Consider the following 20,264-nt stretch of genomic DNA (forward strand, 5'->3'; position numbering starts at 1 on the left):
TTATTTCACCTCATCTATTAATTTTTTCTAAACAGTTTTCGCCTTATAGGATTTAACTTTAAAGCACTTAACCCAAGTAAAACAATTGATAAGCCTAAATTAAACATAGAGTTAATGTGCCATAATAACAAACCATTCTGCTTTCCTGTTAAATACATACCAGGAAGTATTCGTCCACCGCCTTGCCCTAACTGAGTTGTTAGAAGAGATGCAAGTCCTGCAAAAGGATTACAATACATTAGCCAAAAGGTCTGGTCATAGGGTGTACTCGGATTATTTTTAACTATCACCAATTGTATATAAAAGATAGATATTAATAAGGTTCCCAAAGCTAAAAATATTACTAAAGCGTAAGAAAGAACATTAGCAGCTGTACTTTTCCTTATGAAAGTAGAAAAGAAAATCCCTATACTACCTAGTGTTATAGCTATAATTATATAAAATATAAACACCTGTACAAGCTCTTTTACTCCTATAATCCCATAGAGAAATATTACTGAAAATATTGGAATAGAAGATATTACTAAGAGTATTATATGACTAAGAGATGCGAATAGTTTTCCTGTGATTATTGACACAGGTCTTAGTGTTGTTGACATAAGCATATCTAAAGTCTGTTTTTCTCGTTCTCCTGATATTGAACCTGCCGTTAATGCAGGAGCGATAAGACCTATAAGACAAAACTGTGCTATAACAATATACACATAGGTAGCAAATATGTTGCTTTGACTTATTCTCCCCATATTGTTATTCATAGTCATCTTCATAATAAACATAGTAAACAAAGCTAGTACAAGATTATACCCCACAATAAGAAATACAGATTTCCACCCTCTCATCTTAACTTTAAGTTCTTTTTGTAAAACTGGATTTATTCTAAAACTATTTCTATCTATTTTCATTATGACTCCTCCATTGAAGCAGTTACCTTCATAAATATATCCTCAAGATTTCCATCTAGTGCATTAAACGATACTACTTTAATATCACCCTGTACTAATCGTTTTAGAATTGTACTCATAAAAGCATCATCACCATTAAAATCTGCCTCAATAATATTAGTTCCTACAGTATTCGCTTCCACTATATCTGGGAATTCCTTAAGTATCCTTAAAGCATCTTCTACTTTATCTATAACTTTCATCCTAATCCTCTGTGAGTGATAAACCTTTTGTACTATCTCATCAACTGTTCCGCTCATTAAAACTTTACCTTTATCAATTATCCCTATACTAGTGCACAGCTCCGAAAGCTCTGTTAATATGTGAGAACTAACTAGTATTGTTTTCCCCATACCTCTTAAAGTTCTTAGGATTTCTTTCATTTCAACTCTAGCTCTTGGGTCCATTCCTGAGGCTGGTTCATCTAACACTAATAAATCCGGATTATGAACTAAACTCCTAGCAAGGCAAAGTCTCTGTTTCATGCCTCTAGAAAGAGTATCCACATAAATATTTTTTTTATCAGTTAAATCCACAAGCTCCAAAAGGTCATTACATATCTTTACACTTTCCTTGCCCTTTATGTTATATATAGATGCATAGAATTCTAAATACTCAATAACCTTTAAATCATCATACACTCCAAAAAAATCTGGCATGTATCCTATTTTACTTTTAAGCATTCTTATGTTGTTAGAGATATCTATTCCATCCACCGATACTTGTCCTGAAGTTGCCGCTAGTAACCCACATACGATCTTCATAGTGGTAGTTTTACCTGCACCATTGGGTCCAACAAATCCGAATATTTCCCCTTTAGGTATATTAAGAGTTAAATTATTAACTGCTTGAAAAGACCCGTAATTTTTATATAAATTCTCTATCTTTAGCATTATTTCACCTTCCCACTAGCAGAAATTTTAGGAATTCCATAATCCCCATCGTTTTTAATTTCTAGCTTGATTTTAATTTTATTATCCTCGTTTAAATATCTTTTAAGCTTATCTCCGGTAATCGCTGTATCAATTAATTTTTCATACTTATCGTTAGTATAATTATAAATATAAATATTGGGTTGTTGCGGATTTCCATTAGTTAAATTGGTAGTATTAATAGCAACCTCTTCTACATTCACCTTTTTATCTATGGAATATTCTATTTCAGCATCCCCAATTCCATAAAGTCTCTTATTAAAAGTATCATATTTAATAGAATTGCTTGAGACTACTTCGAAAGGTATAAATCCCATGGGATAATTAACATTATTTCCATCAATGAATCTTACACTTATAGGCATTACAAGTACAATTCTCTCATTTTTAGCTACATTATTTTCACCATTAATTAAAATTGGATCTTCTATTGGGGTTTTAGAAAAACCAATAAGCTTAATACCAGAAGCCTCCATATTATTTCCTCGGAACATTAACCTTAACATTCCTTGTTTTTGACTATTATCAATTAACTCATTAGAATTTACTTGAGCCGTATTTCCTTGATTTCCATTTTGATTATATCCCATTATCACTTGATTTGAAAATTGATCCATATTACCTCCATATGACCCTCCTGACGTAGGTATAACCTTACTCTCCCCTATTTTTAAATTCCCGATTTTGTAATATTCTCCAGTAGTTACTATATAACAGTCCTCTAAATCAATTTTTGTTGAATTTTTAATATTTCCAGTTATACTACCATTCTTCATTTTTACATCAGTTTCTATTTTCCCGAGTTCTAAATTTTGCTGCTGTATTCGCATTACTTTATTTTCTAAAATACTAGTGTTAACATATTCTAATCCCCTATTTCCATCTACATATATCTTTGCTTCTAACTCTTCATTACCAGTAACCATATTATTACCATATTGATTATTATAATCAACCATAGGAAACATCTGTTTCCCAGCTTTACTTTGAACCGTTAGTTTCATTTTATTTGTAGTAAATATTCCTGCATAAGTAGAAACTCCTGCATTACCTTTTTCATCCATGTAGATGCCTGATACTACATTAGCTGTAACCTTGTTAATTCTTCCACCCGATCCTGATATAAATACTATAAAGCCAAAAATCACAGCCAAAACAGGTACTGAAATCCACATAAATTCCCGCTTATCAAGCTTCTTAAGTATTATATAACTTAGTGGTGCCACTACTAATATGTAGATAAAAATTATTATGTAAAACTTTCCAGTCTTTGCAGATGCAAGTTCACTAAATTGATTCATTATGTTTCTAATTACCCATACATCTTGTCCCGACTGCATGTCCTTTCCTTTATTTACTTTACCTAGATCTGGATTAATAATTCCTATCAATTTTTGTGCAAACACAGAATTATTACTCCAACCTACAAAAGGAGGCAATCCTAAGTCAAAAGCTACTATACCAATAACTCCCTTTCCCACAGAAAGACTCTGCACCAAACTTACTCCATTTTCCGCCATATTCACTTTGCTATTTTCAATCTTCATATCTAAAGCTTCAATACTTACTTTACTATTGTTATCTCCATAAGTTGCTACATTATTTATCTTTGAAGTAGTTATAGTTGAAACCTCACCTATACTACCTTTAATAAAATCGTCTTTAAATACACCTAAGGTCTTAGCCTGGTTTACCCCTGTTCCTATCATTAGTGTCCCACCATTTTTGACCCACTGCTTTAACACCTCATATTGTGCTTTACTTAATCTTGTAGTATCATAATTATTTATTATAAGTACATCAAAAGTCTTTAATACAAGAAAATCTTCTGGAAAACTTTTTTCATTAAGCATTATAGTTTTTGTTACTAAGCTAGTCCCTATATTTGACGGTGCTTCATTTATATAAGTAAGACTGTCACTATCCTCACTTAATATTCCAATAAATTGGGTCATGTTATTTGAAGTATTATTTATTGTTAATTTATCCTCATAAACTATTTCTTTGCCATTACTAATTACAATCGTATAATCAGTACGTGCTCCACTAATAGGAACATTTATTATAATATCCTTTTGTGAATTTTTTTGCATGCTTAACTGCTTTACATAGCTAACATACTTTCCGGGTGTACTAGGCACCCTTATTTCTACTTCCCCTTTTATATCTTTATATTTATTATCGATATTCATGGTTATAGGTGAAGAATTCCCTACTTTATAATTTTTATTAAAGCCTACTTCAACCTTAACATTAATGTCCTTATTTGCAGTTGCCTCTGCTCTTGTTCCAATACCTGTAAATACGGTTAAAGCCATTAAAAAAACTATGAATGTGTTCGCGCATTTTCTCATAAAATCCCTTCTTTCCAAATAATTATCTAATAAAATCATTAATATATTACATCTTTATACAACAATGCTAATTATATCATTAAATCCATTATAATTCATTACTCTTTGTTATCCTAAACCACCTAAAGTAAAGCCTAAAAAACCCTCGACATCTCTGTCAACGGTTTCACTTCCAATCTTTGGAATGGGGTCAAACACCATAATCATTGAATATGAAACAATTAACATTGAATTCTCTGATAATTAATCATAATACTTAGTAGGAGCATTTCTTATTCTAGAAACTACAAAACAAGCCAATATCAAAATTCAAGATATTGGCTTGTTTTGTTTAATTTTTATTTATCATTTTATTTTCATACCTGTTATACATTATCCATGCAACTGCTGCAAAGAATATTGGCCCAGCTACACTCCAAATTGTTGTTTTTAAATCTCCTGCCAGTGCCGGTTGTAGAATTGAGAAGAAATTTGCAAATCCAACAGTGAACATAACTATCGCTGTCCATATTACAGCACTTCTATAAGTTTTAAACATTTCAAAAGGCTTAATAATATCTTTATTTTTCTTAAATGGTATGAAAGCATAAGCTATAAACACGTATGGAAGTGTCATAGCCACATTAGTCATTGATACCAATATTACGAAGAATTTTTTCATACTATTTCCACCAAAGGCTATAAGAATAATCATAACACAAACAACTGCAGCTTGAACCCACATAGCGTTTTGAGGTATTCCGTCTTTCATTTTTGCCATTTTACCAGGCCATAATTTAGGTGGAGTACCCTCTATTATTTGTTTTAATGGAGAAAACATTAATGCGAAAAATGCACCTGCTAAAGTTAAGAACATTGCAAATCCAAAGAATCTAGCTATTCCATGTGACATTGCAAGTGAAGTTACATCGCTTGCACCAAATGCCTGACCTAGAGCATATCCTAGATTACCCATTACTACATAACTAGCATTACCTAAATTAACAGATTTAATATTCATAACAAATGCCCAGTTAGTAAATACGCCAACTAGGAATATTCCAAGTGAGTATCCAATTGAGATAACTGCTGCTGAAATAACTATACCCCTCGGAAATGACTTTTCTGGATTTTCTGTTTCATCTACTAGTCCACCAACAATTTCTATACCACCATAAGCAAATATAGCAAATACTATGAATGCAAATGCTGAAACCACACTTCCACTAGATGCAATATTGGGTGATTTTATAAATGAACTAATTCCAACTACTGGCTGAGCTAATTTACCATGGTTTCCTATAAGTACTAATATAGCTCCAACAAATAAAAGTACGTTTGCCGCTACAACTGCACTTCCACCCAAAGAAGTAAACTTCTTAATACGCTCTATTCCCTTAGTGCACATATACGTAACAAATATTATCCAAAGGACTGCAAGTATGCCTAGCGTTTTGGGCCCGGTTAATTCAGTCATACCAAACAAAGCCCAAGTTTGCGTTGTATCTTTACCAAATATGGCATTTGATATTGGAATCCAAACTGATGATGCTACATTTACCATCCAAATTACATAAGATGCATACCACATGAAAGTTGCCATAAAAGCATATTTGGGTCCTACTGATATTGACATCCATGAATATATCCCACCCTTTTCGTCCTTGAAAGCCGTACCAAACTCAGCCATCATGAAAGCAAAAGGAATAAAGAATGCGAGTCCTGCTAAGATGTACCATGGAATAGCAGCATAACCCCTTATGTAGAATGATCTTGGCATGTTATTAAATCCATATACTGAAGTAAAAATCATTAATACTAATGATACCAAAGTTAATTTTTTAGTTTTTTTAATTTTTTCTGGCATAATTCTTCCTCCTTAAACAGTAATCATACTCAGGTAGTATTTATTTTATACTAATAATTTATGTAAGTTTTTAATGATGATTATTGGTCTTATTTCATCAAATTGATATCCTTGCTTTATATATATCAATATCAAAATTATCATAGGGAGCATTCTGCTTAAAGTCATTTTCAATCAATTTCTTTTTTAACACACGATAAAGAAGTGAAGAAGAACTACTAAGTTCTTCTTCACTTGATACACCATCTATAGAATTTTTTTCGAATAATTCCACTAACACAATATCAAAATTCTATAAATTCAGTATAATAGTTTGGATTATTGGGATTTATAATTCCTTGTCTCTCTTCCATAATATTTAAGGTCACCCTTTTGTCCATCAAATATAGCTGCATATATTGTATCTTTATATTTTAGATGTACTTCATATTCTGTTTTACCTTCTATATTTCTTATTGTGAGTACATCTGTTATATCGGAACCCGGTTGTATTTTCTTTAATATCTCTTCTTTACTTATTGTTGGTGCAATTATCTTCTCATCATAAGGATACACTATTTTAAATCTACTTATTAGTGCTTTACGTTCTAAGCATATTTCTATTTTTTTCATTTCATCATATATACCATCTACTTCTTCAATATATGAATATTCAATGCTACTGATTTTAGTATCTTTTTCATAATTAATTTTTTTATCGTATCTAATTATATTATCACTAAATTTTGATATTATTTTCTTTGCTGTATTATTTAAATCCTGCTCTGTGTGTCCATAATCTGGCACTGAGAAGCTACCACCACCTATTGTTACTTCTTTTGTTTTTTTATTAAATTCTACGCTGTAATCTGACTCATCGTCCACAGAAATAAATGTTGATGACGGACTAGTTTTAAAAAATGTATACGTGTCTGAATTTATTTTCAAACTATTATCTTCCTGTAAAGGTGTACTTTTAAATAATTTCGAAAAAACTTCTTCACAATACTTTTTTGCATTTTCATAATCTACTTCATTAATATCTTTAAAGCTAGAATCACCTTCGTACTCCTTCATAAAACTATATTTTTCCGTATTTAATAGATTCTCTGATTTTTCAGAATAATTACTATATATTTTTACTATGTTTTTTGCTAATTTCGTTTGTTTATCAAAATCATAGTTCTTATATGCGTTTCCTACTATATTTTTGTATTCCTTTATTAACTCATCATTATAAGAATATAAGCTTTCTAAATATTTCTTCTCAGATGGGCTTATTAATTCATCTGATAATATATTTTTGATTACATCATTTGCATCAAACTTTAAAAATGTCAGATATTCATACATATATGGTCCCTTACTATAATGTCCTGCATAAATACTTGACGAAAAATAATTAGACACAATTTCTCTATTTATAAAATCCTTTTCTTTATTATAAGTATCTATTTTCAAAGTTCTTGATATTTGGTCATTAAAACTTTCTAACTCCGTTCCAAAATCGTTAAAATCACGAGACATTCTACTTTGGAAATCCATTGAATAATTAAGCCAAGGTTTAATGAATCTTATAAAAATGAAAGCTAATATAACATATATAACAATAATAATTATCTTTTTACTTGAATCTTTAATTTTTATATTAATCCCCCCATTTTATCAGTATATCAAATAGCTATTTTTAAATTTACTACAAAATCTACTTTTACATGTAAAACCTAATGAAATATCTCCTCCCTTAAAAATTTATGATAACTTATCCAAAGCAGCCCATATTTCATATTAATTATACCATAATATATCATTAATATAAAGATTAGGAATATTAGTAGATTGTATAGCTTTGTGCTAATAAAATAGAAAGTAGTAATATTTATAATCATACTAAATATTTGTAAATTGTATTAATATTGTATATAATTTAATAAGAACACAGTAGTAAAAAACTGTGTAATGAGGGGGAAATTAATATGAAATACAATACGAAAAGTGCAAAAATATGAGTAATTCTTTTTGGGATTGCAATTGTTATTGCCTTCCTAGCGTTTGTACATACAAAGATTAAAGGAATACCAAGTAGGACTGCAGGTATTATATTATTTTGTGCTATTGGTGTTTTTTTTAGTAATATTGAAATCTATAAATCACAAAAAAATAAAGACAATAATTCCATAAATAATTCATAATATTACCTGCGGCTGTGAGTTAATATAGTTAAAGTTTATTTCATAGAGGAATCTAGGGGATATGCTATTCTAATAGCACAGGAAGAATTGATGAGAAGAGTAACTTGAAAGACTTTATTATGGTCATATAGACCATAATTCTATTATTTGTACAGACAGCCATAAAAGTTATATTAGGTTTGGTAGAAATCTTAATTTAGACCATAAACGTATTATGAGAAAACACTATAATTCATAGTACAACTAACTTCGTAGATACCAGAATTTCTAATTATAAAGGTAGAGACCAATTCTTAGATGATTTAATCCCTTATACTTGAAATTTATGTTATTATTAGTGTATAATTCATCTATAATTTAGTAAATACTTGTATTTAATTGCTACATTAATATAATTTGTTATTGGAGGAGGGGGAAGATGAAATCAATCAAAATCATCTTAGGTGGAATTGGTTTTTTAATTTTCACTATTTGTTGCATTCTTTTAGCAAACATGGCTGACTGGTTATTTTTGACTATACCAGGCATAATATCACTACTACTTGGATTATTATGGTTATTAGAGGATTGTTCATTGATGATAATATCATAAAATAAGAGTAATATGGTTTTCGGTTATGACACAACATTCTTGTATAGTTCATCAATCATAAATTTACGATACTTTAATAGTTTTGGAAAAGTTTATGGGCTTGTCTTTTTACGACAAGTCCATTTTATATTCTTTTTTCCTCAATATTGTCTAATATAGCCAAATATAAAGGAGTAATAAAATGAAATCTAAAATAATTTTCCTTTTTAATATAATACTTATCATTATAATAGCCATTATGTTATTTACAGTTTCATTAAGAAAAAAAATATCTAATGGAATGTTTGACAATTTAATGTTTTTGTTCGGAATACTATGTGTTATAACAATCGTCATATTTATAATTGTACTGGTTAAATCAAGAACCAAATAATAAAAGGCCTGATCCCAGGAGCTCTACTATCCTATAACAAATACAATGGAGGACTGGAGCAGCTAGTGATGGATTTGTAGATAAATGTACTTGGCAATGCTTGCTCTCATGAATCATCAACTTCTGTATCTGTAAAAATCTCATAACTAATTTATGCATATCCTTTTCCCTCCTTTAGATTTCATTGCGGTTTTTTTAAAGATAAAAAATAAGAATACCAAATTTGGTATTCTTATTTTTGAGATTTTCCTATAACGGTGGATATAACTGCTGTTAAATTACAAATAGATTTATTGAGATCCTCAATTTTCTTATCAAATTTAACTAAGAGATATATGCTCACACCTATAGGGAAGCCAACTGTATTAACCAGTTTAACAAATGCATCATACATGCTGCATTCCTCCCCTCACTTTTAATACCCATAATGACTTTTCACGCTTATAAGATGTTGCTATTTCTTTATTTATAAGCGGTGTGATTTACCCTTTAGCCATTCTTAATAATAATTGCGAATAAATTGTTGATACCTATCATTTATCGGGTAATTTCTTATTTTTCTACACATCCATTTATTAAAAATTATTACCATACTTTTAAAATTCACATTAGTCATTTATCATCAAATATAGATTTTTAAGTTCTTCTATTTCATTCAGAGCATTTATCCCCTTAAATTCTTTAATTGAAATTTTAGTATTCATAATACATTCTACTAATTTGAATCTTACTGTCTCAATGTCATACGCACTATAGTTTTTCATATTTAATAGTAAAAACTCATTCTTCAAGCTTATAAGTTTAATAAAGTTAGTGCTTAGCTCTTGTAAATCATATTCTTCTAATAATGTTTGTTTGTAATTAAACCTCACAACTTCATTCAATAAATTTTCAATTTCATTTAATCTCAATTTTTTTACCTCCATAATATAGTCCTATATTATTCATTATATTAAGTTTAAATAAATTCAGTAAAAATATTGGTTGTATGCAGTAGAAGTCTTTAAATAAACATAAACTCTGAGTAGTTATCCAAGACATCTACATTTTTTTATAGTCCTTTATTACATTAATGCCCACTCTAAATAGTAGCAAAAGAAAAAAATCCGAATAGAAATTTTATTTCTATTCGGATACATAATTAAATAAGTCATTAGAATCTACTTCTAAAATATTACAGATTGCAAAAATTTCAAGGTCATGAAGTCCTCTTGTCTGATTTTCAATTCTGGTTAACATAGGTCTATCTATCTTTATTCCCCTGCTGTATACAAGTACGGTGAACTCTTGTTGGGTAATTCCCATTCTTTTTCTATAAAATTTGATAGCGGGTCCTAACATATTCTTAATATCTTCTTCCATCTAATCACCCTTTAATATGTAAAGTTGTGAAAATCACAACTTATTCATATTTTTTTTTAAGCTAATTAAAAGGACTGTAGCAGTTTTCGAACATTTATTATGTTAATTATAGCATACTATTGTCAATGACGCAGGGGACTATTATTAATTGGCTGATTATATTTATGTATATTTCGTAAAACTTTTCACAACCTATTAAATCTAAAACTAAGCCATATTATTTTTCCTAAAGATTTAATAGTTTTCTTTATTTAATTTAGTGAAGATTTACCTATCCATATTGAGTATATAAGAAATATCCACTAACACCAAAGGATAAGCAAAAAACTAAACCGAGTAATGCCTATCCTTTTTCTTATCCTAACCATACTCCCAAACAAAAAACTAAAAACCCATGAGTAAACAGTAAGACCGCTATTCTTTTAAAAAATAATAATGAAAGTTACACTAACTGATCTCTATGAAACCTCATGAATTCCTCTTTAAATAAATCTATATCTATAGTAATCTTTTCATTAATATTTAATTTGATATAATTATCATGGTTTATAGTAGGGGAAACAACTATTTTGCCATTATTATAAAAGCTTATTAAATGTTTATCAAATAATTTATCGTGATTGGCACACAGCAATAGTCCATTTTTCGAATCAATATGTTCGTTTTTTTCACATTTAGAATATTCTTTTATATGACTTGCTATTAATAATTCTTTTATATCTAATCCACATATTGCACACTTACAACCATGTTTTTCTATAAGAGCTTCTCTAAATTTTCCTTGGCCAATTCTTATTTTTATATACTCATCTCTATATTTCTTAGAAATACCTTCACTCTCTTTAACAATGTCTTTAAATTCTGTGGTTATTTCTAATTCTTCATCAAATATTTTATCTATATACTCAAACATGGGAATATTATTTTTATTCTCATTTTTTATTGAGCCATGAATATATGTTACATTTGAAATACCTATATTTTTTAAATTTGCCATACATAATCTTTCATCATTAATGCACTTAATCTTTTTAAACAAAAGACATGCACCAATACTATTCTTTATCTTTTCTTCTTTGGTTAAAGGAGGATAGACATATTCGCTATCGTCAATAGTACTGGAATCAGCATTGTCGTCTACTATAAGACACTTATACATAATTTGATTGTTATAAGGTTTGGATAAGGCAATGTAGACATCATCACCTTTTTTAAGATTTTTATAGCTTGCTCGTTCCTTTCCCCAAGGCAAAACATCATGTTCTGAAAAAGCTTTTATTATATCATATGATGGATTGTTTTTATCTTTATTGTTCTTATCTATTTTTATTTGTATTGCTATCTTCATAATTAATTCTCCTTTAAACTGCTTCATTTTTTTAATCATATTAGTTATCTTGAAATTATTCTTATACTAATAATTATACCAAAATATATTAATAATGGGAAACTATATATAGTTAAGGTAATCAAAACTCAACCAGGTAATGCCTCTCCTCCCTCCCCAGTAATGAATTAAACCCCCACTCCTTATATATAATTAAGTAAAGATTTAGCATATATTATTCCTCTATCAAGCAAGATTTTAGGATTTAAGTGGGTGTCTTAAACATCTATTTCTAATTCTGGATATGCAGTTTTAAGAGCTTGTTTGTATGATTTTTCATAACAACACGTAAGCATTCCCCACAATCCATTTTTAAGAAACATGTTACGGGTTACTTTAATTATGATATCATCTTTTAAACATTTGAGTTTTTCTTCAACTAACCATTTAGTAGCTTGTATTCCTGTTTCAGTATTCCAATATTGCGTAGGTGTATATCTTAACTCCCAAGGTTTAAATCTTCCAGGATATGCAGAATTTATTGCGTCAAAAGAAGACCTATTATATATAAGAAACAACATATTATATAGTTTATTTTCTATAAAGATATTTACATTTATATTTTTTGTTATCTCTTCATCTGTCCACTTAAGTTTTTCTTCTATGAGCCATTTAGTGGCTTCTATCCCAGTCTCTATTGTCCAATAATTGGTAGCTGTATAATTGAACTCCCAAGCTTTAAACTTGTTGGGGTACACCGCATTAATAGCACTATACGTGGAGTTGTGAAAAACTATACTCACCATTACAGCCAACCCATTATCATTAAAAGTATAACCACTTAATTGAGCCTTAACGTCATCATCTGACCATTTAAGTTTTTCTTCTATAAGCCACTTAGTAGCTTCTATTCCAGTTTCTTTTGACCAAAAGTTTTTTGGTACTTTTTTAAATTCCCATGGTTTAAATTTGTCGGGGTAGGCGGAATTGATACAATTATATGGAGAAGCATTGTAAACAACATTTCTCATTCCACCTAATTTATTTTCTTTAAGTATTTTACCACACCATTTTTCTTTAATTTCTTCATCCGACCACTTTAATTTTTCTTCAAGTAACCACTTAGTAGCTTCAATACCTGTTTTAATTGTCCAGTAACTACTTGGCGTTGCGAGTTGCCAAGGCTTAATTTTACCTGGGTAGGAGGAATTAATAGCTTCATATGAAGAACTACTGTATATCATAGAAAGCATTCCACCAAGCTTATTTTTCATGAATATTTTGCTCATTGAGCTTCCCATTAAATCATCATCTGATAGTTTTAAAAAATCATCTATCAAATATTTAGTAACATCAATTGCATTTTGTTTCGAACTTGCACCAGTCCAAAATCCTTTAGGAAATCTATTAGTTCCGCCACTTAATACAATTTTGTAAACTTCTACTGATGATAAACTATATAAATCATTTTCATTGATCTTTGTAGTCACTGAAATTCACCCCTTATAATGAATTTACATTATTTTCAATTGTTATTTCTACAAATCCAGTTTTGCAACCAATTCACCATATTCAATTTTACCTGTTTCCACAAAATCAAAAGATGCGTAAAGTGCCTTTGCTACGATATTTTCTGGTTCATAAGAAAGGAAAACTACCGAGGATTTTCCATACGGTAATGTCCTAATCAATTCAAGTGCCTTTGCCATAGTTTCCTTACCATAACCTTTGCCCTGATATCTTTTGTCAATCATTAATCTCCACACCCAATAAGCATTTTCATCATCATTCTCATCCGCTTCATTAAATGATAACATTATAAATCCTACCATGATATCATTATCATAGATGGCATAAGGCATAGGAATGCACTCATTATTTGTTAAAGCAACATACGCTTGTGCAAGACTGCGAATATTACTTGCAACATAACTTTTTTGATCTTCATTTGGTTCTAATTTAATACATTCATCAAAATTATCATCTGTGATTTTTCGTAGTTCTATCATAATTATCCTCCTTAAATAAATATTTACTTTCGTCTTTTCTTAATAATTTAATTGAACTCATAATAAAATTATAAATATGGATTAAAAGTAACACAATTGAAAGATTAAATAAAACTGTTTTTTCCAAAATAATTTATTCATTTTTATTACGTCATATTAGAAAAATGCTTAGTTAATTGATTGCTGTAAAATCTATTAATTATCTTTTTTAGTCGTTTCCTTAAAAAGAAATCTGCTTAAAACAAAATAAACAATTAAAGATATTACAATCCATAACCCCAAGCTTATCAATAGTTTGATATTGAATCCATCAACAAATGGATTATAACTTGCCATTCCAAGAGTTGAGTTAATAGGTTGTGTAATAAAAGTAGTAAATAGATAGGTTAAAATTATTATTATAGTGTTTCCTTTTGTCATTGCTCAATTGAATAACCTCCTTTTCCCTCTTTACATAATAATTTACTATAGTTCAACTATCGCAAAATTACGATTGATGTATTATGGGGGAATATTATGTCCTAACGGCTATATATATCAAATGTTTTTATCTCCTTTGTCCATTAACTTCAAAGGCTATTGGTTTGGTTTTTTTCTCTTACTCTTTTCATTAATTAAATAAATTACCAGTAAAATCAATAAAGAAGTCCAATAAATTATATTAACGATTATTTGTGCTGTTTTACCTACATTGCTATATATGCCAAAAGTTTTTCTGTAAAAAATTCCTGTAATAGCCATCAAAACTATAAGTAAATTAGAACCCTTTTTATCTTTACTAAACTTAATTATAAAATATATACCTATGATAATAAAAAATAAAATTGTACCATAATCCATAACAATATCACCCCCCTTTTAGTCCTTAATATTCTACGATTCTTCACCTACCCACTGTCGCAGAAGTACGATTGACGCACTATTTACGAATATTGTGTATCGTTAAGGCTATGTTGAACTGTTATTTATATATGTGTTGAGTGCTTAAATACCCTTGAATGATACACTAATAACTGCAATATAAGTCATCATTCTAAGTATAGACTCAATAATAGAAATGAAACCAATAGCCCCAAATAAACCGTTTGGATTACTCATTGGATTATTCTTCTCCTTTAAATTTTATTTGTATTTTCTAAACTGAATTTACTTCTTCATAAGAAATTCCTCTTTATAATTCATGTTATTATATAGCTTTCTTAATTCGTCAATAACTATTTAACAATATTCTCAAGTAAACTAATTCTGTATTTCTCTTTTAAAATAATGCCAAACATACCAAGTGCATACTAATTCCCAACTCTGTTGCCCATATTCATTAAGTATCCTTGATGTCTTTTCACCTCCACCTATAATGCAAACACATTTATATTCATATTTTTTCATCTCAATACACCCCCATTTTTCTTATTGATTCACCTTATGAAAAAATGCTTGATTACAATGAGTTGTTAAACTTCATCCAACTTCTTACCTGTAATAAGCTTAAATAATTCTGCTGACTTTGCTTTATCTAAATGTACATACTTACTTTTACTATCTATAACAAGTTCTATTCTACCTTCATCTGGACTTATCCATAGGTCATAAATTAACCCATTTAATTCCTGTTTTTCGGTAGTATCCTCAAAGTGGAATTTATAGTGAGGTGGCGATACCATATCTACTTTTATATTTTCCCAACTAATGCTATTAAGAATATCTTTGATATTTTGTACTTCATTGTTATCCTTGACTTCATTATAATATTCATATTTATCTGATTCACTAACTTTACTAACACGTTTTTCAACTACGATTTTATTTCCCTCATTTTTAATCCCATTTGTACAACCTACTATTAGAACTAAAAATATTGAAATAAAGACAATGAAGATTTTATTAGTTTTCAAACTTATTACCCCCTTTTAATTTATTATCTTCTAAGATATATATGTAGCTTTTTATAATAACTAAACTACTCTATAGACGACTTCAAATTCCTCACAAACAACGGACATATCTTCTGTAAAATTTTTGTTTACCTCTTTTAATTCGTTTCCAAAAAAATTAACATGCACCGTTTTCCAATATTCTAATGATTTGTCTCCTTCACCTTCTTTAAATGCGAATTCTTCTTTCACATCACAAAATGGCATAACAATAACATTTTTAGTTTCAATAATACATTTTGCTATATCACTTGGGTCTGTTACTATACCTAAATCTCCAATAGTTGGCAAACTTTCACCCTCAATATCATACCAATAGTATAGTGATGTAGTAGCTTCTTTTTCTCCACTTAAAACAAGTTCAATTAATTCGTTAGACTCATCGTTCGTACCACCAAAGCACCATGAAGTATATGTTTTCTTTGTAATTTCCTTGTTTTCACCAATTACCATTAAATAATCTAACCACATTTTGTCAATCGTCTCATTGGTCATTCCCATAAGATATCTTTAGTGAGAAAGTGTATTATAAGTACACGACCCCTCTAAATATTCACTTCCCTTCTTTTCCTACTCTTTTTGTGTTTAGTAAAATAATGTAACCTTTATAATAAAACATTAAATTAACCACTACTTAGCCTTGCCACCATTATTTATGGTTACTTTGCAAATTCCTTATATTCATCTACATAGAAAACCACACAAGCACAATTATGGCAAACTCCTGCTTTAGGTTTGGCAGACACACTATTAAAAAGTCCTTTACGTTTCTTCTTAATCATAATTCCATACATACTCAGTTCAACATTAACACTGCAATCATCTATCATTTCAGCCTGGCATTGATTACATATTCTTTTCATTTTCTAAACCTCCATATAACATCTATTATGATTTAGTACTATCTTTAAGACTTAGCCAATCACTTTTTAATAAGTCCATGTATATGACATCTTGAAAATCACCTATTCTACTATCAAAATATCCTTGTCTAATTACCCCTATTTCTTCAAATCCCATTTTTTTATAAAGGCTCTGTGCTTTCTTATTGTCAAACATCGTAGTGAGTTCAATTTTATTCAAATTCAAAAATTTAAATAAAAAGTCTACAAAATGAAATAGTGCATCTTTTCCATAGCCTTTTCCTTGTTCATCAATTTCACAAATCTTTATTCCAAATTCACACTTTTGATTTCGTGAGTCCCAATCACAATAATTCATCTCTCCAATAGGTTTACTACCTTCCCTTTTACATATTATAAATCTTTTTCTATCGGGGAAAATATTAGAATCTTCAATTTCCTTTAGGATATTGATACGTATTGCTTCTTTGCTTTGTAATGTTCCAAAGGCATGCGTAGCGTGTCCCATCATATCTCCATCATTCCACCACTTATATAAATATTCTTCATCGCCTAATTCAAGTTGTCTTATAAAAACATATTTCCCCTCAATCATACTCTTCCCCCTCGTGTATTGTAGTTGTTTCACAGTATATGAACATTCCACATTTTATGCGTTATTTTATAGTACTACCATCTAAATTATAAACGGTGTTAAATTCACAATAAGATATTCCTCCAATAATTTCACCTTGGGATTTCAATATTATTAGGTTTATTCTTTCATCTGGATATATAGTTTGTAAAGGATGATTTGTTACAACTGCGTAATGTTCTTCTATATGTCTCCCTATGTAGCTTTCTGCATTTTTTTTGAAAGACCATATCTTTGAGGTTGGATCTTTCATTAACCTTTCTTCTGTTAGTTTATATTTAAAATATCCTTTATCATTAAATTCTATTACCTGATATTTCCTGTTATTTAAAAAAGATAATACATCCTTTTCTGTCCTTGTCTTAATCACCTGCGTTCCAACTTCTACTTGATCGCCTTGCATTGAATAAATAAAACCAATAATCACTAAAAGTGATATGACACCTAAAATTGTTAAGTGTTTCCTCATGATTATGCTCCCCTTTTATTGAAGTTCATTATATGTATTTCTTCATTTTTACAAATTCAAATTCCGCTCCATTTGTTCTTTGTATATACTTTTCCACATGTTGAAATCCTATCTTTTCATAAACTCTAATTGCTCGCTTATTAAATGAGGCTACCGCTAACATAATATAATTCTTTTTATAACTAAGTTTTTCAATTACAAATTCAATACCAGTATTCACAAATTCTAAGCCAAGACTCCTTCCTGTTAATTCAGGCTTAAGTCCGAAACCTATCCACATAACTTCATCTTCAAAGTAGATTGAAAAAAAGCCTATTAACATATTTTTATCATTTAATACTGCATACTGATTCCCGTCCCAACTCTCTTCATTAAGAAACTCTCTTAGATCATCTTCATCAGCTGTCATATCATAAAACGAGTAAATTCTATCATATTTCCACTCATATGCAATTGTATTCGCATATTCTTTATTCATAGGAATAAATTCATAAAACATTTCTCATACCTCACTCTTATTCTGAGTTTAATTATTAAATAATACTATCTAACCACTTCTTAGATTTCAGATGCAATTGTACCTTGATGAAAGATCATTTTCCATTTGCCATCAATACATTTCCATATTGAACTACGAAGTGAATATTCCATGATCTCGTTTAAATGAATATGCTTTATTACCTTATATGTTGCCATTATACATTCATTTGACAGTTGTTTAGTTGTGAATTGTCTTAGCTCCCACTTTATTTCTGGCAAATTAATATTTTCATCAAAAACATCACCTTTATTATATTTGTATATGTTTCCCGAACTACAAAATTCAATAAAATCATCTGACAGTAATTCACTTATTTTTTCTGCTGATTGCCTTGTTTCGGTCTTTAACAACTCATTTTCCAGTTCAAATATATGTTTTTCAATCCATCCCATTTTTGTAATCCCCCCTTATCAGTCCCATGAAAATTTCCCTATACTGATTCATTGAGAATATAAATATTTATTCGCCTTCATAATAATCTAAATTCATCCCTTATCATATTATTACTTACCAAATTGTATTTGCTATACTGGCCCTTTCTCAGCTAAAGATTATTCTTAGTAACTAAATAAAAATATTTTCCTATAATTTTAAAATGTACTCCTTACCCTCATATAATTTTTTCCCCCTATTACATTCATACGGTATGTCCTTAATATATGTAAATCCTAATTTTTCCATTACTTTACCAGAAGCAGGATTTTCTTTTGCATGTCTTCCAATTATTTCTTTGATTCCCAATTCTTCTTTGGCAAATTTTATTACTTCCTGCATTGCTTCTGTTGTGTACCCTAATCCCCACGCTTTTTTACCCAAATTATACGCTATTTCAAATTTTCCATGCTCTTCTTCAACATAGATTAATCCAGTTCCAATCAATTCTCTCGTTTGCTTCGATAAAATTGCCCATCTGTACCAATCATCAGCATCTATTTTGCTTAATTCTTTTTTTATCCAACCAAGAGTTTTGTTTATATCATTATGATTGGTCCAAAACATATATTTTGCAACATCAGGGTCGCTTTCCCAACACTCAAATACTTCCTGTGTATCTTCCAGGCGAAAGGGTCGCAAAATTAATCTATCTGTTTCTAATATTGGTGTTTTCATACCTATATACTCCTTTAACTATGTTATATATAATCTATAGTTCACGATTCAAGAAAATTGTGAACTATAGATACCATCGGTTGTGACACATGATAAGAATATTGTAAATTAGATCATTTTTCCAGTGTATAAGTTAATAGCGGAATTTTACGTCCCCTTTTGACAAGTGATTCAATTTCACCAACCTGTAAAGCCCCCATTTTCGTATAAAATTCTTTTGCTTGTGGGCTTGTTACAATCGAAAATTCTTTAATATTATTTTTTTTACAGTTTTCAACCATATGTTTCCATAATAATTTCCCATATCCTTTATTTATATATTGAGGGTCAATATATAAATATTCTAAAGAAGGTTCATTATTTTCACTTATAAAACCATAAAATCCGACTATATTTCCATCCTTTTCTATAACAAAAGTTGAATTATTACTTATAAATTCTTCAGTTACTCTATAAAAAGATTTAAATTTTTCTATGTGCTCAGAATCATAATTCCAATATGATTCTGATTCTATAGCAATTTTTGTTAGAATCTCATATTCATCTACTTTAGCACTCCGTATGTTCACTCTTGTCTTCACCCCCGCTATAAACTTTGTGTAATACCATTAATTTAAATTGTGACAAATTTTAAGAAAAGTACGTATTAAATCTAAATTGTGATTATGGGTGATTTATAAGTTAATCCAATATCGTTGAGTAATTTCAGAAAAAGTCTCACTAAAAACCTCATTTTCTAATATTCCATTGTTGTTTTGAATAACTTTGGCTGATACAACATTTATTTTATTGCAGGTTATTAAAACTTT

25 protein-coding genes and 1 pseudogene are annotated in these 20,264 nt (G+C 29.4%); 2 read left to right on the plus strand and 24 right to left on the minus strand.

Annotated elements, in window-relative coordinates:
- Positions 1-17 precede the first annotated feature (17 nt).
- The 6 genes from ACJAX4_RS04450 to ACJAX4_RS04475 form a co-directional block, all read right to left on the minus strand.
- Complete coding sequence (locus tag ACJAX4_RS04450; RefSeq protein WP_435788254.1) at positions 18-902, minus strand: ABC transporter permease; 885 nt, start codon at positions 900-902, stop codon at positions 18-20.
- A complete protein-coding gene (locus ACJAX4_RS04455) occupies positions 902-1,834 on the minus strand; it encodes an ATP-binding cassette domain-containing protein (RefSeq protein WP_435788255.1) in 933 nt (310 codons plus the stop codon). Before ACJAX4_RS04455 ends, ACJAX4_RS04450 begins: the two co-directional genes overlap by 1 nt.
- On the minus strand, positions 1,834-4,227 hold the full coding sequence (locus ACJAX4_RS04460; protein WP_435788256.1) for a hypothetical protein: 2,394 nt from the start codon (positions 4,225-4,227) through the stop codon (positions 1,834-1,836). The genes ACJAX4_RS04455 and ACJAX4_RS04460 overlap by 1 nt, the downstream gene beginning before the upstream one ends.
- A 331-nt stretch (positions 4,228-4,558) precedes the next feature.
- The gene (gene yjeM, locus ACJAX4_RS04465; RefSeq protein ID WP_435788257.1) at positions 4,559-6,073 is read right to left on the minus strand and encodes a glutamate/gamma-aminobutyrate family transporter YjeM; all 1,515 of its coding nucleotides are present in this window, start codon (positions 6,071-6,073) and stop codon (positions 4,559-4,561) included.
- 97 nt (positions 6,074-6,170) lie between these two features.
- A complete protein-coding gene (locus ACJAX4_RS04470) occupies positions 6,171-6,353 on the minus strand; it encodes a hypothetical protein (protein ID WP_435788258.1) in 183 nt (60 codons plus the stop codon).
- A gap of 38 nt (positions 6,354-6,391) precedes the next feature.
- Positions 6,392-7,597, minus strand: coding sequence for a hypothetical protein (locus ACJAX4_RS04475; protein ID WP_435788259.1), 1,206 nt, complete (start codon positions 7,595-7,597; stop codon positions 6,392-6,394).
- 750 nt (positions 7,598-8,347) lie between these two features.
- On the opposite strand from ACJAX4_RS04475, the pseudogene ACJAX4_RS04480 reads away from it, so the two are divergent.
- Both ACJAX4_RS04480 and ACJAX4_RS04485 read left to right on the plus strand, forming a co-directional pair.
- Positions 8,348-8,479 (plus strand): annotated as a pseudogene (locus ACJAX4_RS04480) (IS1595 family transposase); the annotation flags it as partial.
- Positions 8,480-8,662: 183 nt separating this feature from the next.
- Positions 8,663-8,836, plus strand: a complete 174-nt coding sequence (locus tag ACJAX4_RS04485; RefSeq protein WP_435788260.1) for a hypothetical protein — start codon at positions 8,663-8,665, stop codon at positions 8,834-8,836.
- A gap of 358 nt (positions 8,837-9,194) precedes the next feature.
- Here ACJAX4_RS04485 and ACJAX4_RS04490 read toward each other — a convergent pair whose 3' ends face one another.
- The 18 genes from ACJAX4_RS04490 to ACJAX4_RS04575 all read right to left on the minus strand — a co-directional run bounded on the left by ACJAX4_RS04490 (position 9,195) and on the right by ACJAX4_RS04575 (position 20,024).
- Positions 9,195-9,368 (minus strand): hypothetical protein, encoded by a 174-nt coding sequence (locus ACJAX4_RS04490; RefSeq protein WP_435788261.1) that lies wholly within the window; start codon positions 9,366-9,368, stop codon positions 9,195-9,197.
- A gap of 73 nt (positions 9,369-9,441) precedes the next feature.
- Positions 9,442-9,603, minus strand: coding sequence for a YvrJ family protein (locus ACJAX4_RS04495; protein WP_435788262.1), 162 nt, complete (start codon positions 9,601-9,603; stop codon positions 9,442-9,444).
- A 214-nt stretch (positions 9,604-9,817) separates the two neighbouring features.
- A complete protein-coding gene (locus ACJAX4_RS04500) occupies positions 9,818-10,120 on the minus strand; it encodes a hypothetical protein (protein WP_435788263.1) in 303 nt (100 codons plus the stop codon).
- 214 nt (positions 10,121-10,334) lie between these two features.
- Positions 10,335-10,571: a helix-turn-helix domain-containing protein gene (locus ACJAX4_RS04505; protein ID WP_435788264.1), complete on the minus strand. Its 237-nt coding sequence runs from the start codon at positions 10,569-10,571 to the stop codon at positions 10,335-10,337.
- Positions 10,572-11,013: 442 nt separating this feature from the next.
- The gene (locus ACJAX4_RS04510; protein ID WP_435788265.1) at positions 11,014-11,919 is read right to left on the minus strand and encodes an HNH endonuclease; all 906 of its coding nucleotides are present in this window, start codon (positions 11,917-11,919) and stop codon (positions 11,014-11,016) included.
- Between the two features lie 257 nt (positions 11,920-12,176).
- Entirely contained in the window at positions 12,177-13,388 is a 1,212-nt protein-coding gene (locus ACJAX4_RS04515) for a hypothetical protein (protein WP_435788266.1), read from the minus strand.
- A gap of 48 nt (positions 13,389-13,436) precedes the next feature.
- A complete protein-coding gene (locus tag ACJAX4_RS04520) occupies positions 13,437-13,907 on the minus strand; it encodes a GNAT family N-acetyltransferase (protein WP_435788267.1) in 471 nt (156 codons plus the stop codon).
- Between the two features lie 576 nt (positions 13,908-14,483).
- Positions 14,484-14,747: a hypothetical protein gene (locus ACJAX4_RS04525; RefSeq protein ID WP_435788268.1), complete on the minus strand. Its 264-nt coding sequence runs from the start codon at positions 14,745-14,747 to the stop codon at positions 14,484-14,486.
- A 399-nt stretch (positions 14,748-15,146) separates the two neighbouring features.
- Positions 15,147-15,293, minus strand: a complete 147-nt coding sequence (locus tag ACJAX4_RS04530; protein WP_435788269.1) for a hypothetical protein — start codon at positions 15,291-15,293, stop codon at positions 15,147-15,149.
- A gap of 65 nt (positions 15,294-15,358) precedes the next feature.
- Entirely contained in the window at positions 15,359-15,799 is a 441-nt protein-coding gene (locus ACJAX4_RS04535; protein WP_435788270.1) for a hypothetical protein, read from the minus strand.
- Between the two features lie 60 nt (positions 15,800-15,859).
- Entirely contained in the window at positions 15,860-16,339 is a 480-nt protein-coding gene (locus tag ACJAX4_RS04540; RefSeq protein WP_435788271.1) for an ASCH domain-containing protein, read from the minus strand.
- Positions 16,340-16,497: 158 nt separating this feature from the next.
- Positions 16,498-16,701 (minus strand): hypothetical protein, encoded by a 204-nt coding sequence (locus tag ACJAX4_RS04545; RefSeq protein WP_435788272.1) that lies wholly within the window; start codon positions 16,699-16,701, stop codon positions 16,498-16,500.
- A gap of 25 nt (positions 16,702-16,726) precedes the next feature.
- Positions 16,727-17,296, minus strand: coding sequence for a GNAT family N-acetyltransferase (locus ACJAX4_RS04550; RefSeq protein WP_435788273.1), 570 nt, complete (start codon positions 17,294-17,296; stop codon positions 16,727-16,729).
- 61 nt (positions 17,297-17,357) lie between these two features.
- On the minus strand, positions 17,358-17,804 hold the full coding sequence (locus ACJAX4_RS04555; RefSeq protein ID WP_435788274.1) for a hypothetical protein: 447 nt from the start codon (positions 17,802-17,804) through the stop codon (positions 17,358-17,360).
- A gap of 28 nt (positions 17,805-17,832) precedes the next feature.
- Positions 17,833-18,303: a GNAT family N-acetyltransferase gene (locus tag ACJAX4_RS04560; RefSeq protein WP_435788275.1), complete on the minus strand. Its 471-nt coding sequence runs from the start codon at positions 18,301-18,303 to the stop codon at positions 17,833-17,835.
- Positions 18,304-18,362: 59 nt separating this feature from the next.
- A complete protein-coding gene (locus ACJAX4_RS04565) occupies positions 18,363-18,737 on the minus strand; it encodes a DUF4440 domain-containing protein (protein ID WP_435788276.1) in 375 nt (124 codons plus the stop codon).
- A gap of 190 nt (positions 18,738-18,927) precedes the next feature.
- Positions 18,928-19,455: a GNAT family N-acetyltransferase gene (locus ACJAX4_RS04570; RefSeq protein ID WP_435788277.1), complete on the minus strand. Its 528-nt coding sequence runs from the start codon at positions 19,453-19,455 to the stop codon at positions 18,928-18,930.
- Between the two features lie 113 nt (positions 19,456-19,568).
- Positions 19,569-20,024, minus strand: coding sequence for a GNAT family N-acetyltransferase (locus ACJAX4_RS04575; protein WP_435788278.1), 456 nt, complete (start codon positions 20,022-20,024; stop codon positions 19,569-19,571).
- Positions 20,025-20,264: the final 240 nt, after the last annotated feature.

It is taken from the genome of Clostridium sp., from assembly GCF_051278035.1.
In the GTDB taxonomy this organism is placed as follows: Bacteria; Bacillota; Clostridia; order Clostridiales; family Clostridiaceae; genus Clostridium_AD.